The organism is Staphylococcus ureilyticus, from assembly GCF_002902235.1.
Taxonomy (GTDB): Bacteria; Bacillota; Bacilli; order Staphylococcales; family Staphylococcaceae; genus Staphylococcus; species Staphylococcus ureilyticus.
Genome location: NZ_PPRL01000049.1, coordinates 42,605 through 58,115, shown reverse-complemented (window position 1 = coordinate 58,115; position 15,511 = coordinate 42,605). Strand labels below are relative to the sequence as shown.

At 33.5% G+C, this 15,511-nt stretch carries 18 protein-coding genes; 2 read left to right on the top strand and 16 right to left on the bottom strand.

Annotated features, from left to right (window positions below):
• Window positions 1-208: 208 nt before the first annotated feature.
• Genes moaA through CD150_RS05720 form a run of 6 tightly spaced genes read right to left on the bottom strand, consistent with a single transcriptional unit; the run spans window position 209 to window position 4,284 of the window.
• Window positions 209-1,231 (bottom strand): GTP 3',8-cyclase MoaA, encoded by a 1,023-nt coding sequence (gene moaA / locus CD150_RS05745; RefSeq protein WP_070037653.1) that lies wholly within the window; start codon window positions 1,229-1,231, stop codon window positions 209-211.
• A gap of 12 nt (window positions 1,232-1,243) precedes the next feature.
• Window positions 1,244-1,852, bottom strand: a complete 609-nt coding sequence (mobA, locus tag CD150_RS05740; protein ID WP_046208441.1) for a molybdenum cofactor guanylyltransferase MobA — start codon at window positions 1,850-1,852, stop codon at window positions 1,244-1,246.
• Window positions 1,853-1,859: 7 nt separating this feature from the next.
• Window positions 1,860-2,093, bottom strand: coding sequence for a molybdopterin converting factor subunit 1 (moaD, locus tag CD150_RS05735; protein ID WP_046208442.1), 234 nt, complete (start codon window positions 2,091-2,093; stop codon window positions 1,860-1,862).
• Window positions 2,090-2,542, bottom strand: a complete 453-nt coding sequence (locus CD150_RS05730; protein ID WP_073343818.1) for a molybdenum cofactor biosynthesis protein MoaE — start codon at window positions 2,540-2,542, stop codon at window positions 2,090-2,092. The genes moaD and CD150_RS05730 overlap by 4 nt, the downstream gene beginning before the upstream one ends.
• A complete protein-coding gene (gene mobB, locus CD150_RS05725) occupies window positions 2,543-3,028 on the bottom strand; it encodes a molybdopterin-guanine dinucleotide biosynthesis protein B (RefSeq protein WP_073343821.1) in 486 nt (161 codons plus the stop codon). It abuts the gene before it with no gap.
• The gene (locus CD150_RS05720; protein ID WP_046208445.1) at window positions 3,025-4,284 is read right to left on the bottom strand and encodes a molybdopterin molybdotransferase MoeA; all 1,260 of its coding nucleotides are present in this window, start codon (window positions 4,282-4,284) and stop codon (window positions 3,025-3,027) included. Before CD150_RS05720 ends, mobB begins: the two co-directional genes overlap by 4 nt.
• Before the next feature lie 64 nt (window positions 4,285-4,348).
• On the opposite strand from CD150_RS05720, the gene moaC reads away from it, so the two are divergent.
• Complete coding sequence (gene moaC / locus CD150_RS05715) at window positions 4,349-4,828, top strand: cyclic pyranopterin monophosphate synthase MoaC (RefSeq protein WP_046208446.1); 480 nt, start codon at window positions 4,349-4,351, stop codon at window positions 4,826-4,828.
• A 62-nt stretch (window positions 4,829-4,890) separates the two neighbouring features.
• Here the strand turns inward: moaC and CD150_RS05710 are convergent, their stop codons facing one another.
• The 10 genes from CD150_RS05710 to CD150_RS05665 all read right to left on the bottom strand — a co-directional run bounded on the left by CD150_RS05710 (window position 4,891) and on the right by CD150_RS05665 (window position 14,555).
• A complete protein-coding gene (locus CD150_RS05710; protein WP_073343824.1) occupies window positions 4,891-5,391 on the bottom strand; it encodes a MogA/MoaB family molybdenum cofactor biosynthesis protein in 501 nt (166 codons plus the stop codon).
• A gap of 11 nt (window positions 5,392-5,402) precedes the next feature.
• Window positions 5,403-6,407, bottom strand: coding sequence for a ThiF family adenylyltransferase (locus CD150_RS05705; RefSeq protein ID WP_073343827.1), 1,005 nt, complete (start codon window positions 6,405-6,407; stop codon window positions 5,403-5,405).
• Window positions 6,408-6,678: 271 nt separating this feature from the next.
• Window positions 6,679-7,509 (bottom strand): MBL fold metallo-hydrolase, encoded by an 831-nt coding sequence (locus CD150_RS05700; protein ID WP_073343830.1) that lies wholly within the window; start codon window positions 7,507-7,509, stop codon window positions 6,679-6,681.
• A 72-nt stretch (window positions 7,510-7,581) separates the two neighbouring features.
• Window positions 7,582-8,187, bottom strand: a complete 606-nt coding sequence (locus CD150_RS05695; RefSeq protein WP_073343833.1) for an ATP-binding cassette domain-containing protein — start codon at window positions 8,185-8,187, stop codon at window positions 7,582-7,584.
• Entirely contained in the window at window positions 8,187-8,858 is a 672-nt protein-coding gene (gene modB, locus CD150_RS05690) for a molybdate ABC transporter permease subunit (RefSeq protein WP_103161419.1), read from the bottom strand. Before modB ends, CD150_RS05695 begins: the two co-directional genes overlap by 1 nt.
• 12 nt (window positions 8,859-8,870) lie before the next feature.
• Window positions 8,871-9,656 carry a molybdate ABC transporter substrate-binding protein gene (modA, locus tag CD150_RS05685; RefSeq protein ID WP_046208452.1) on the bottom strand — a complete coding sequence of 262 codons (786 nt, stop codon included), beginning with the start codon at window positions 9,654-9,656 and terminating at the stop codon, window positions 8,871-8,873.
• A 103-nt stretch (window positions 9,657-9,759) separates the two neighbouring features.
• The gene (galT, locus tag CD150_RS05680) at window positions 9,760-11,253 is read right to left on the bottom strand and encodes a UDP-glucose--hexose-1-phosphate uridylyltransferase (protein WP_073343837.1); all 1,494 of its coding nucleotides are present in this window, start codon (window positions 11,251-11,253) and stop codon (window positions 9,760-9,762) included.
• 3 nt (window positions 11,254-11,256) lie between these two features.
• The gene (gene galE / locus CD150_RS05675; RefSeq protein WP_073343841.1) at window positions 11,257-12,249 is read right to left on the bottom strand and encodes a UDP-glucose 4-epimerase GalE; all 993 of its coding nucleotides are present in this window, start codon (window positions 12,247-12,249) and stop codon (window positions 11,257-11,259) included.
• Between the two features lie 29 nt (window positions 12,250-12,278).
• Complete coding sequence (locus CD150_RS05670) at window positions 12,279-13,439, bottom strand: galactokinase (RefSeq protein WP_103161418.1); 1,161 nt, start codon at window positions 13,437-13,439, stop codon at window positions 12,279-12,281.
• Window positions 13,440-13,538: 99 nt separating this feature from the next.
• Window positions 13,539-14,555 (bottom strand): LacI family DNA-binding transcriptional regulator, encoded by a 1,017-nt coding sequence (locus tag CD150_RS05665; protein ID WP_073343847.1) that lies wholly within the window; start codon window positions 14,553-14,555, stop codon window positions 13,539-13,541.
• A 167-nt stretch (window positions 14,556-14,722) separates the two neighbouring features.
• Here CD150_RS05665 and fdhD point away from each other — a divergent pair, with 167 nt between their 5' ends.
• The gene (gene fdhD, locus CD150_RS05660; RefSeq protein ID WP_073343850.1) at window positions 14,723-15,511 is read left to right on the top strand and encodes a formate dehydrogenase accessory sulfurtransferase FdhD; all 789 of its coding nucleotides are present in this window, start codon (window positions 14,723-14,725) and stop codon (window positions 15,509-15,511) included.

Below are 15,511 nucleotides of genomic sequence, written 5' to 3'. Positions count from 1 at the left end.
CATAAGATATGAGTTCAAATTATAAAAAAAATGAGTAGGAGATAATTCAATTGAAATTTGAATTATCTCCTACTCTTAATATATTTTAGAATAACTTCATAAATGAATATAATTTTCGTATTATTAGTTATTTGAACTTCTTAAAAATATAATAGCTATGAATGTTGTGATAAAAGTGCAATCTCCATAAACGATTGTATTTGATAAGTCAGCCACCAATATAGTTCATATTGATTTTTTTACGTTTTCTATTAGCTACTGTTTGTGCAGTACGTTCATCTGAATATCTATCATCTCTAATATTCCATAAAGCTTTAAATTGTTCAAACAGAGCTTCATCTGACACGCCTGATCGCATAAATGACTTTACATTAAATCCATCTACCGTACTAAATAGACAACCATAAAACTTACCATCTGATGATAATCTTGCACGTGTACATGTTGAACAGAATGATTCAGATACACTTGTGATAAGACCAAACTTAGCACCATTATCTTTATGTCGATAATATTTAGCTACTTCACCAAAATATTTAGGTTTTACAGGTTCTATATCAAATGATGACTCAATCATTTTTAACATTTCATCTTTTGTTACTACTTTACTGAAGTCCCAACCATTATCATTGCCTACATCCATAAATTCAATAAAGCGTATTTCAATATCTTTATCTTTGAAATATTGAATCATAGGTAAAATTTGATCATCGTTCACACCTTTTTGAACAACTACATTTACTTTGACATGAAAACCAATTGAGACCGCATAATCTATTTGCTGTAAAATTGTGGAAGCTTTGATATTCCGATTGTTTATAGCTTGGAACACTTTGTCATCAATCGCATCTAAACTTACATTAATACGTCTTAAACCAGCATCATATAATCTTTGACCATGTTTTTTTAATAATAAACCGTTGGTAGTTAAACCAATATCCTCTATACCATCAAGTTGATTCAACTCGTATATTAATTTATATAAGTCTCTTCGGAGTAGAGGCTCTCCGCCGGTAATACGTATTTTTTTGACTCCTAATCGCGTATAAACTTTAGCAATACGGACCATTTCATCAAAAGTAAGTAATTCATCTTTGGGTAGGAAAACAAAGTCATCACCAAATATTTCTTTTGGCATACAATAGTCACAACGAAAATTGCAACGATCTGTAACTGACAATCTTAAATCTCGAATTGGACGCCCAAGTTTATCAGTTATTTGCTCTACCATCTGATCAGCCCCCTATCTATTCTTAATGTCGTGATGTAAATCTATTAAGTCTTGTTGATAGTTAATATTTTTGTACCAATAATCAGATGAACCAATTTCGTGCACATCTAACCAATCACTTTTGACTTTTGAATAGACATTCTTAAGGCTGTAATCACCTGATTCCAATGCTGCCTCTATAAAAGAAAGCGTATGTGGACTATAAAAAGCCATCGTTGGAATGGGCATGCCATCTTCTTGGAAACCGGCGATATCTAGTTGATCTTCTATTAAATGTTCAACCATAAATTGATACAATTTACTTATTGCTTTTTGTGTAATCATCGGTGTATCTACAGAAATCACAAAGAAAAGCGTTTCGTCAGTATGTTGTTTCATGACAGAGTAAATACCAGCCAGCGGGCCTTTACCTTTGTTTTTAGCATGATCGATAACAATATTATCATAATCAAATTCATGTGCTAATATTTCATTTGTGCTAATAATTATTTCATTAAACATATTTGTAGCTTCTAAAACTTCAATGATACGTTTATAAAACATTTGTGAATGAATCTTTGCAAATGCTTTTGGTTTTCCAAATCTTTCTGATTGTCCACCAGCAAGTATGATTGCTTTCATATTTCCATTACCCTCCACTAACTGGTGGTATCAACGCTACAGTATCATTAGGTTTTACGATATCATCACCTTTGACAAATTCTTCATTAATCGCAATTTGAAACTTTTTGCTATTAATACTAGGATAACGCTCAAACAAATCTGATACAAATTCATCGACGGTAATATCATAACTTAAGTCAATATCTTCTGAACTTTTATCCAAAACTTCTTTTATTTCCGCAAAATATAAAACTTTCATAACTTTTTCCCTCCAACTGCATCCTCATGGTTACCATGTTGATGACCTTGCCATTCAGCACCATCTTCCCAAATTTCTTTTTTCCAAATGGGCACTACCTCTTTAATACGCTCAATTGCATATTCATTAGCACGATAAGCATCTTTTCTATGTGGCGATGATATACTTATCAATACCGCTATATCAGAAATAGCTAACGGTCCAATTCTATGGACAATGGCCGTTTTTGTCCCTGGCCATTTGTTTGAAATCTCATCACCTATTTGTGCCAACTTTTTCTCTGCCATAGGTATATACGCTTCATACTCTAAATACTCTGTTTTAACTCCTTTTGTCCACTCACGTACATGACCAGTGAAAACAACAACAGCACCTTGATGTTCATTGAGCACATATTGGCGATATTGTTCGGTTTCTATTGGCTTATTTGTAATTTCAAATTGTTTCATTTAATCCATTCCCTTTTCGTTAACGAAAGATAATAACCATTGCTCAAATTTTTGAAATGCTAATGGTTGCCCAATATTAATATAATACTGAATATTTGTTAATTTATTTAACTGTTGGTAACGAGCATCATCACGATATATAAGCACTTTATCATAATTTGCCTCTTTAAAACCTTCAACTAAAATGATGTCACTGTCTATTGTAACAGATTTATCAATGATTTCATCCAACCTTTGTTTTTCAGTTCGTGTAACTGTTTGTTGTAGATGATGTCCTTGAACAATACTTTGATCTGCACCTGCATTAAAATGTTTCATGTGATCAACAGTATTTGCCTGCAGTTCAATATCTGACAAGTTTAAGTCATGTTGACCGTGGTGTTTAACCGTTGCTACACAAAAGCCATGTGATTTTAAAAATTTCACTGCGTGCGTCATCAAAGTGGTTTTTCCCGAGTTTTTATAACCTACGATTTGTAATATCATAGCGTCGTATCCATTTCATATGCTTGTGATTCAGTTAAAATGACATCAACTGTGTGGCCTTTTTGATATCCTCTTGTACCACTAGGTAACACAATCATTGCATTACTATGCGCAATCGCTACTACTGCACCGGACTTATTAAATCCTGATGGCACAACCGTCATCTCTTTACCATTAAAAGTCACTGTTGCTCGAATAAATCTAGTAAATGGATTTGGCTTTTTAAAATCTTCCATGAGTGTGGCCTGCACAATTTGTGGATATATCGCTTTAGCGCCCATCATATGCTGTATTGCAGGTTTGACATAGAGTTCAAACCCGGTGAAACAAGCAGAGGGGTTACCTGATAATCCAAATAAATATTTGTTATTTGCAATAGCTACCGTAGTGACACTTCCTGGACGCATGGCGATTTTATTAAACAAGACTTTAGCGTTGACCGCTTCATAAATTTGAGGCAAATAATCGAAATCGCCTACTGACACACCTCCAGTTGTAATGACAATATCATGCTCAACCATTGCTTCACGCATCACTTGAATACTACTATTTAAATCATCTTGTTGAATTTTATATGCATTGACATCTAACTGATGCTTTTTTGCTAATGCAGTTATCATAGGACCATTTGAATTACGAATTTTTCCCGGTTCTAAATCGTCGCTAACATCCAACAATTCACTTCCTGTTGCAATCACAGCCACGCTAGGTTTTTCAAAAACTGGAACTTCTGTATAGCCATATGTTGCCAAAACAGCGATTGCACCTGGATTAACACATTGTCCTTTTTCTAATACAATATCGTCAACTTTGGTTTCTTCACCCTTTAACGAAACATTCTCATTTTCGCTAAAAGTTTTTCTTATTGTAAAATCATGTTCACCTTCGACAGTTTGTTCAAGCATAACTACAGCATCGGCGCCTTCAGGTATTTGTGCACCTGTCATAATTCTTACAGCTTCAAATGCTCCAACTTTTTTAGTTGAAACTGATCCAGCTCCAATGTGGTCAATGACTTTAAATTTAATGCGATTGTCACCGCTCGCCTCTTTTGTATCAATACTTCTTAATGCAAAACCATCATATGGTGATTTATCAAACCTTGGTATCTCATGAGTTGCTACAATGTCTTCAGCTAAAATATAGTTTAAACTTTCTGCTAAAGGTAAAGTGATTCTATTTGTAAAAATATTTTGCTTTACCACACGTTGAATTGCTTCATTCACTGGAATCGGATTTCTTTTCTCTACAGGCATCGTAAATCTACTCCTTATAATTAATAATTTCATGATATACTAGAACACGATTAGGAGGGATACTTTGACTGAATTCACCCATATAAACAAACAAGGAAATGCGAAAATGGTAGACGTCTCTGACAAAAACACAACAAAACGCTCAGCTACTGCGCATTCTAGTATTACGGTAAATCCAGCGATTTATAAACAAATCGTTGATCATACTAACCAAAAAGGGAATGTGCTTAATACTGCTCAAATTGCTGGTATTATGGCTGCAAAAAACACATCTGATATTATACCAATGTGTCATCCATTACCTTTAACTGGTATAGATATTACATTTGATTGGCAAGAAAAAACACAAGCATACACTTTAAATATACAAGCAACGGTCTCTACAACTGGAAAAACTGGTGTGGAGATGGAAGCACTCACTGCCGCTTCAGCTGTAGCACTTACGGTTTATGATATGACAAAAGCGTTAGATAAAGGTATGGTCATTGGAGAAACTTATCTACTCTCTAAAACAGGCGGTAAATCTGGTGATTATCAAAGATAGTTGTCTTAAATATTAATATGTAAGAAATAGAGTCCAACAAACTTACAACGTTGGGCTCTAATTTATTTTGTAATCTCTTGCACTAAATGATTCAATTCTGGTTTAATGAGCTTATTTAATGCTAATTTAACCGCACCAGTAGAGCCTGGTATACTGAAAATCAATTTATTATTTACCGTGCCAGCAATTGCTCGAGATAACAACGCACGAGTTCCAACATCTTCTGTATAACTTAGATATCTAAATAATTCTCCGAATCCTTCAATTTCCTTTGTAATCAAACTGGAAACAGCTTCTATCGTTACATCTCTTTGTGCTATACCAGTACCTCCTGTGGTGATAATGACATCAATATCCTCTACTAGCCAACGCTTTAATTGCTCAGTTATTACAGTTTGTTCATCTTTAACAATTTTATAATGTGATTCTGTAATCGTAACGTTTAATGTTGAAAGTAACTCTTTAACTAATTTACCACCTTTATCGGTTTCATAATCTCTTGTATCCGAAACAGTTAATACTGCACATCTAATATTTCTATCAAGCTTTACATTTGTATGCATATTAAACCTCCTTAGCCGAATAATTGGTTGATCAACGTTATCGCTTGTTGTGGACGAGTCATACCATGAATTAATAATCTCCCGCCTTTAAAGCTAACAATTCTATGTTTTTTGTATTCAAAATGTAACATGTAAGGATTACGTTGATATGGTATTTCTTGTTGTTGTAAAAATGCTTCTAACATTTCCTGGGAAATTTCTGGGTTTTCATATTGAACAGTATCTCTGCCACATAAACTTGCAAATTGTCTTTGTGTTGTATTGAGATAAGGATATGTCGGTTGTGTACCACAAGTTGTACAAGCACTATCATGCAGTTTACTAAAGCCAAATGTAAAGTGTGTACCTTCCCAAATATCACCGTAAGTAACTTTAGTCGCTATTGTTGCGCCAGTTAATATTTTTAATGCATCTCTTAATTGTAAACTGGTCGTCATAGTGACTGCTGGCTGAATAACACCTACTGTATCACAAGTCATATTAATTGCTGGTAACTGTGGAATTAAACAGTTAAAACATGGTGTTTGTTTAGGTAGAAATGTTGCTTCCACATAAGTACTCTGTACGACGCCACCGTAAATCCATGGTATGGTATTTTTATAAGCAAAATCATTAATCAATTGTCTTGTTTCAAAATTATCTGTAGCATCTAGTATAAGTTCAACATCTTGCGCATATGTTTCTAGGAATAATCGATCAACATGTGCAATATGTATGTGCAAGTTCAGATTTTGACGTATTGCCATTAGATTTCGTTCTGCTGCGATTACTTTAGGTAACTTATCTACTGCATCCATTTCTGTATACATCGTCTGGCGCTGCAAGTTACTAAATTCAATATAATCTCTATCGACAATCGTCAACTCACCTACACCAGCTCTCACAAGTCCTTCCGCAAGGTGTGTTCCTAAAGCACCCATACCTATAATTAGCACATGTGCATTCATAATTTTCTCTTGCCCAGATGTGCCTATATGCTTAAATAGCATTTGCCTTGAATAACGTTCTTCATTCACTATGAAATCCCTCACTTTGCGTCATTATTTTCATTATAAATCTTGGCGTTCTCTGTAACAACGGTTTGAATTCATTAATCAAAAATCATGTACACCATTTTTATTCATATTACACCTAAAAGGCAAAATAAAAGAGTAGGTACAAAATCAAAACTAGATATTGATTTCATAGTCCTACTCTTTATCGCAAAACAGTTTCAAAAGATATAAAGATACATTTATGGTGATTACTGATACTTTGATTTTTGGTATTAAAATCACTAATCATTATTTAAATTTGAATTTTCAATCCATCAAATGCAATGGTTGATTTTAAACCATCTTCTTCTAATCGCTCTTCTAATTGTTTAATTTGTGCCTTCGTTAAACTTTCAGTAGCTTCAATATGAGTAAAATATGTATGATTAGCATTAATAGTTTTAGCAATAGTCACACATTCATCAAATGTAACCTCTCTTAAAGCATTTAACATACCTTCTGGATGAATTCGTTCATTAGTTATAGGATTAACTTCATTGCTACCAAAAGGTAAAATAGCAACATCAACATTTTTCAACTTATCCGTTGGTCGAAAGCCTTTAATTTCATCTGGAATAATAAGTATACGTTTGGTATTTGTAGTTAAATAAAAACCAAACGCGAATTGCTCTGCTAATTGAATCCACTCTACCGTTGTGTCTTCAAAACTAATTTCTGCATCATTGTCAACAATTACTAGGTTAATTACGCCTAATGCTTCTAAATATTGAACATATTCCCAACGCGCAAAATATGCTTTAAAATCTTCCACTTCTTGAGTTGTAATATAAACCGTTGACGTTTTGGACTTAGGTACTTTGTGAATAAAATCAAAATTGAGTGTTTCCCATATCCTCATCCCCATCGTGTGATCTGGATGCCAATGAGAATAAATGCCATATTTTATATCATAAATTTTTGATTGTCTTAGTTGTTGAAATATATCTTCTGAAGTGTCGATTAGTAATTGTAAATCATGAATGAAGATACCAGGCCCTGTTCGTTTTTGTGCATCTTTATGCTGTGAAACTGATTGATAAAGTGTTGGTACACCCCCAGAAGTTCCTAAACATTCGATTATCATTGGATCACCCCCTACTTATTTATAAATGTGATCATAATTCTTACGCAACCTCTCATAAATTATAGTTGCATATCATCCGATATTAATAATTTCATGTGCCAGTACTTCTGCTTCATATTGAGAATGAGTAACAAAAATAATAGGTATATTCCATAATTTAAAGATTCGTTTTACTAACAAAATACTTTCTGCTTTTGTTGTATCATCTAAACTAGAAAACGGCTCATCTAGTAACATCAAGTCTGGTTTAGTACTTAATGTTCTAGCTAATGCAACACGTTGGGATTCACCACCAGATAAGCGTATTGGAAATTTATCTTTTAAGTGAACAATGTTTAATTGATTCATCAAATTGTCTATATGCTGTGAATACTGTGTCATAAAAGTGATGTTTTGAAATACAGTCATATTTGGAAATAATTGATAATCTTGAAATAAATAACCGATATTGCGTTTTTGAATTTTTACATCAATATTTGAAGTAGTATCTGTCAATATATGGTCGTTAATCTGTATAAACGCTTGGTCTGGTTGCTGTAGACCAGCAAGCATATTTAAAATTGTTGTTTTACCTATGCCTGAAGGTCCTTTAATGGCATAAATTTTAGGTGTAGTATCATCTATTTTTACATGTAATTGTGTACTATTTAAAAGATGATTCAAAGATATATTAAGCATTAACGAACCTCCCAATAACCATCTTTATTCAATAGATTGATTGTACCAATTACAGTGATAGCAAATGCAACTAATACAATCACCCATAACCATGCTTGATTCTCTTTTCCCTGCTCTACTAAAAAATATATTTCTAAAGGTAACGTGTTAGTTTTATTAGGAATATAACCTGCTACCATTAACGTAGCACCAAATTCTCCAATTGCCCGTGCAAAACTCATCATTACACCAGCAAGTATTGAGCGCTTAGATAACGGTAAAACTAATTTCATAAAAATTTTATTTTCACTTGCACCCATCGTTCTTGCAGTATTCAACATTTTAGGATCTATACTCCTAAATCCTTGTACAGTATGCTGATACATCAGCGGAAAGCTGACAATGATGGAGGCTATTATGGCACCAGTTAAAGTAAATACAACTGGCAAATGTAATACATCGCTAAAAAATCTTCCAACCACACTATGTGGTGAAAATACAATCAGTAAAATAAAACCCATCACTGTCGGTGGTAACACAATTGGTAAGACAATGAAACTTTCTAAAAGTCTCGTTATAAAGCCACGACGCTTATACAACCATCTTGATATAAAAACACCTAGTATCGTAACGATAATCGTACTGATAATTGCAACCCTTAATGATATCCAAAACGGCGTGACATCTGGCATTTCTGCTACCCCCTATACTTTAAATTTATATTTTTTTAAAATTTCTTGCGCTTCATCTGTTTTTAAAAATTCAATCCACGCTGTTGCTAATTTTTTATCTGAAACTGTCGCTGACTTATATGTGATTGGCTGTTTTAATTTAGCGGTTTGAATTTCTTTTACGTTACTATCACCATTTTTTTGACTTTGATATAAATCTGTTTTATAAACATAACCTAATTGAGCATTACCTTTTTCAACATAATTTAATACTTGTCGCACGTCTTTTGCAAAAACTAAATGCGGTTTAACATCATCATACAATTGATGATCTTTTAAGTATTGCTCAGCATATTTCCCTGCAGGCACAGATTTAGTCTCGCCGATAGCTAATTTTTCACCTTGTTTTAAATCAGACACATTCTTATATGTACTATTATCTTCACCTATAAGCACTAAGTCATTTTGTGCGTATTCATATTTATTTTGAGCTTGCTTACCTAAAGCATCTACATCTTTTGTATTTGCAGACATAAATACATCTACAGGTGCCCCTTTTTCTATTTGTTGTCTCAATGCGCCTGACCCACCATAATTAAAGGTGATTTTAGCATTTTTATGTTTTTTGTTAAATGCTCGTTCTAAATCTTTAGTGACATCTGTTAAACTTGCTGCAGCTGAAATATGTATTTCTTTCTTATGATCATCCTGAGTGCTAGCATCTTTTTCACTCTGCTTCTTATCGCTATTAGAGCATCCAGTTATTAATATACATGCCATAATCGTTGCAATCATTAAAAATTTCCAAGTGTTTTTCATTTGATTGTCTCCTTTTTCATATAATTATATGCCTATTTATTTCAAAAAAAAAGAGCGTATACAAAAGTAAAAGGTACTTCGTATAGCTCAATTTTCAAAATATTTATTGTAAAGATGCTATAAATGTTTTAAATGCACTTTGGCCTTGTGATGTGTTTTTAAATACACCTGCGTCTTCAAGTACACGTTTGAATTTGAAACCAAGTTCTTTTTCAATAATTTCATTTACGTTTTTCTCATGAATATCATATCGTTGTGTCATGTCTTCTGCCCATGGTTGATGTATGCTTGGCACTTGTTGTTGTTCACCTAATAAAAATGCTTTAACCTGTTGTAATTCTTGTTTTAATCTACCAGGCAAAATGGCAGTCCCCATTACTTCTATTAATCCAATGTTTTCTTTCTTGATATGTTGAACGTCTTGATGGGGATGAAATATACCATCTGGATATTGTTCCGATGTTTGATTGTCTCTTAAAACAATATCAAGTTCATATTGTTGTTCCCTATAACGGGCAATCGGCGTTACAGTATGATGACGCTCACCATTTTTACTGTATGCTCTTATATCTACAGTTTCATCTGAATAACTATTCCATGCTTTTCTAATAAATTCTGCCGCTGCCACCAAATCATTTTTATCTTCGCTTTTCAAACGAATAACACTCATAGGCCAATACAATGTAGAAGCCGTTACTGTTGAAAATTGTTTTAAGTTAAAATTGTTCATTTCCTTAGCATTATCCATCGGAAATGTGTGTCTACCCGATTGATAATGATTGTGTGTCAATATTGAACCGCCAACAAGCGGAATATCTGCATTTGAACCAATAAAATAATGCGGAAATTTATCTACAAAATCCAACAGTTGTACAAATGTTTGCTTATCTATCTTCATAGGAACATGTGATTGAGATAACACAATACTATGTTCTTTGAAATAGGCATATGGAGAATATTGAAATCCCCATTGTTCTTGTCCTAAGTTCAATCTGATGATACGGTGATTTGTTCTCGCTGCTTGTATTACAGACCCTTTAAAACCTTCGTTTTCCATGCATAGTGCACATTTAGGATAATCTGTTGCAGGCGCTTCTTTCGCTTTGGCAATTTGTTTAGCATCTTTTTCTGGTTTGGATAAATTGATTGTTATTTCCATATCACCATACTCACTTGCTGTGTTGAAATTTATATTATGCGCAATTGCATCTTCTTTCACATAATGATTGCGTTTGGTTATGTTATAAAAATAGTCTGTCGCTTTCTTTGGACTCTGTTGATATAATTCATAAAACTTATGGTTCAGTACAGATGGTCGTGGTGTGATTAAATCTAAGATTTGTGCTTCAATGATTTCTTTGCTATATAAAGCGTCATCTATACATTTCGCATTGATTGCTTCTTGAATCCAATATTGCGTTATCTCAAGTGCTGTAGTCTCAGAATTAAATTTGGAAGATGTTGTGTTCTCTATACCTGAAGCATTTAAAATACTCATTAATCTATTTTGAATATAAATGGCATCTTCCACTTCATAATCTCCATATGCTATAGCGTGAGATACAAATAGTTGGACAGCGTAGTGATTCAATAACATCCATTATACCTCCTGATATCCGTTAGGGTGCTTTTCATGCCATTGCCAAGCAGAACCAATAATATCGTGTATATCATCATGTTTAGGTTTCCATCCTAATACTTCCTGTGCTTTATTACTTGATGCAATTAATTTGCTAGGATCTCCAGCTCTTCTTTCACCCACAACTGCGTTTATTGTTTTACCTGTGACTTTTCTTGCTGCTTCTAAAATTTCAAACACTGAATAACCTTGGCTACTACCTAAGTTAAACGCACCTGATTCTCCACCATTTTTTAAATGTTGAAACGCTAAAATATGCGCATCTATTAAATCAACGACATGTAAATAATCTCGTATGCAAGAGCCATCTTCCGTATCATAATCATCACCAAAAACAGTTAGTTCATCTCTTTGCCCTAACGCTACTTGTAATACAATTGGGATTAAATGTGTTTCAGGTCTATGATCTTCCCCTATTATGCCGTTTTCTTTAGCGCCTGCAACATTAAAGTATCGGAGTGCAGCAAAATTCACACCATATGCTTCATGACACCAATGCATCATTTTTTCCATCATTAATTTACTTTCACCATAAGGACTTGTTGGTGTTTTAGAATCATTTTCTGTAATTGGCACAGAGTCAGGTTCACCATATACAGCTGCTGTTGATGAGAAAACAATATGCATGACATCATGGTTATACATCACTTCTAACAATACTTGTAGACCATTAACATTATTATTAAAATATGTTAATGGTTTCTCTACAGATTCACCAACTAATGAGTATGCGCAAAAATGAAATACACCTTCAATATTTTCACTATTAAATACATTTTCTAAAAATGCTTTATCACGAATATCACCTTCGTAAAATTTCGCTTTATTGTGTATTGCTGCTTTATGTCCAGTGCCTAAATTATCTACAACTACAACATCATAGCCTCTATGAATTAATTGGTCTACGGCATGGCTTCCAATATAACCTGCGCCACCTAATACTAATACGCTCATGGAAAAATCCTTTCTTTTTCAAATTTATTTTAAATTATTTTTACACCATCACTAATGCCCACATGATAAAACGATGGCTCATAGCCGATTTTTTCTATATATTTATTTGAGACTTCATCTTCTAGTGCTTGAATTTGATTTTTGTGCACTAAAGCAATTGCACATCCTGCAAAGCCAGCACCAGTCATTCTTGCACCGAGTACGCCTTCCACTTGTTGCGCAGTTTCCGCCAATGTATCAAGCTCAATACCTGTTACTTCATAATCATCTTTTAATGAGGCGTGCGAATCATTTAATAAATGGCCAAATTTTTCAAAATCATTAACAGATAATGCTTGATAAGCAAGTTTCGTACGTTCATTCTCTGAAACAGCGTGTTTTGCTCTTTTGCGTTTCACATCATCTTTAATAAGCATTTGATGTTTTTCAAATTGTTCCATTGTTAATTCACCTAAAGACTCAATATTTAATTTTTGTTGTAATGATGACAGTGCAGATTCACATTCACTTCTCCGTTCATTATATTTACTTTCAGTTAATGAGCGACGTTTATTGGTATTCATGATGGATATGACATAGTCTCCAAACTTAGCAGGTACATATTCATAATCTAACGTTGCAGTATCTAGTAATATGGCATGTTCTGCTTTCCCCATACCTATAATGAATTGATCCATAATCCCTGAGTTGACACCCATAAATTGATTTTCAGTACGTTGCCCTATCTTAATAAGTTCTAATCTCTCTAAATTCAAGTTAAATAACTGCTTTACCAACCAACCAGTTAGTAATTCGATTGATGCAGAAGATGAAAGGCTCGCGCCGTTTGGAATATTACCTTCTACCAAAATATCAAAGCCTTGATTAATTTCTGAAAAAGCTTCTACTAAATATTTAATAACACCTTTCGGATAATTCGCCCAATCATGCTCTTTATGAAAATCTAAATGTTCTAAGTCGAAAGAAATCATACCAACCGTTTCAAAATTATTAGAATATAGGCGAACCAATTTATCTTCTCGTTTAACAGCTAAACCATACGTTCCTAATTCAATTGCTGCTGGAAACACATACCCCCCATTATAATCAGTATGTTCTCCTATTAAGTTAATTCTTCCTGGTGCAAATGCACTCACTTCAGGCTTTACGTCAAATAAACTTTCGAATTTCTCGCGCATAGCTTCTAACATAACATCCCGCTCCTTTAAAAATCGATATACACAAAAATAAAAACCCTTAGTAAACTTAAATAAAGTTTACTTGTTTACTAAATGTTTTGTCAATACACTTCACTTATTAACTTTAAAAGTCATCCTTTCTTTCAGTTGTGCTTCTGCAATTACATGAATAGCAATTTTCCTTGTTTTATTTATTCTCTCTTCTGCCATTCTTACTGCTATTTTTCCGAAGTCGTCTATCGGTATATGTACGCTACTTATAGAAGGAACCGCATACTGAATCACTTCCAAATCGTTAAAACTTATCAATTTGATATCATCAGGTAAAGTGTATTTTTTTAGTTGTAGTTGTTGCAATATGCCTAAAGCGATCATATCGTTACCTGCGATAAAAACTTGAGGTAGATGCTGGTTTTGTAATACTTCGTTTACTGCATTTATACCATCTTCTTTATGCCAACCATTCATTAATACTTCACCTTTTCTTTGGTGCTTATTACACCAATCATTGAATGCGATATACCGTTTATCTTCAATATTTTGATTATTTAGTGTTGGCATGCCTGCAAGGTTTTTTATTGTATGAGTACCACCTACGTAAACAATATCGTTTAATTCTGAATGATCTATATCATCTAATAGTTGAGTCATTGCATCGTATAAATCCGAATATACTGCATCAACTGATTTAGGCGTGTTAGGGTTATTAATAACCACAATATTCTGATTGTAACTTTGCAATTCTAGAATAGCTTCTGCAGCAAAATTACCTACAACAATAATTGCGCCAGCTTTGGCTATTTTAGTAAAGTCAATCGCATCATGTTCTCCATCAATGCGAAGTGTTCTTTTTAATGATAGATTTAAACGTTTTACTTCTGCTTCAATAGCTAATCTAATCTCACGATAATACGGATCAGACATTTCTTTGGCTCTTGATGCATAAGTAATAATTTGTATGCTTTTATTTTTTCTTTCAGCTTTTTTATATTGAAAATTTTCTGCTATGTCGTATATTCTTTTTCTCGTTTCTTCCGAGACAGATAAGGTGGGATCATTATTTAATACGCGGGAAACCGTTCCTGGACTCACCCTTGCTTCTTTCGCAATATCTCTTATACTAGCCATTTGTCGAATCACCTCTCACTATTGTGTTTACTATAAGTTTACTTCTAAGTTTGGTATATATCAAACAAATATTGCAGTTAAGCTTTTGGATATAAATGCAATTTATTTTTTTGCAACAAAAAATACGCTAAAATAGATAGTGAATAGGAACTGGGGGGATAAATACTATGAACGAAGATGTTTTAACAAACCAACAAATTGTTAGATATGAAGAAGGTAAACTTATTGAAACAACAGATCACTATGTCACAGAATTCCCACTGACGATTATGGTCAATGGTGAAGAATTTGCAACGGTCATTTGCAGTCCAAATCATATGAAAGAATTAGTCCTAGGTTTTTTAGCTTCAGAAGGTGCTATTTTAAAAAGTGATGATTTGAAATCAATCCAAATTGATGATAGTAAAGGCTTTGCACATGTCGAATTAACCAAATCACTAAATGACCGGTTTGAATATTCTACTAAACGGATGATTGCATCTTGCTGTGGTAAGAGTCGTGAATTTTATTTCCACAATGATGCTGCAATAGCTAAAACATCAATGTCTAAAATTAAACTCACCCCTCACCAAGTCCTTAACATGATGACACGTTTACAAAGTGCAAGTAAAATTTTCAAACAAACTGGTGGATTGCATAATGCTGCCATCAGTGATGGAGAGGCATTTTTTGAACATAGACAAGATATAGGTAGACATAATGCCTTAGATAAACTTTATGGTTATTGCATACAACATCATATACCTGTGCGAGATAAAGTATTAATATTTAGTGGGCGTATATCTTCCGAAATCCTTATTAAAGCTGCGAAAATTGGCGTTGGTGTGATTTTATCTAAATCCGCGCCAACCACATTAGCTGTAACACTTGCCAATGATTTAAATATTACAGCAATTGGTTTTATTCGGGATGGTAATTTTAATGTTTATAGCCATCCAGAGCGCATAATATCATAA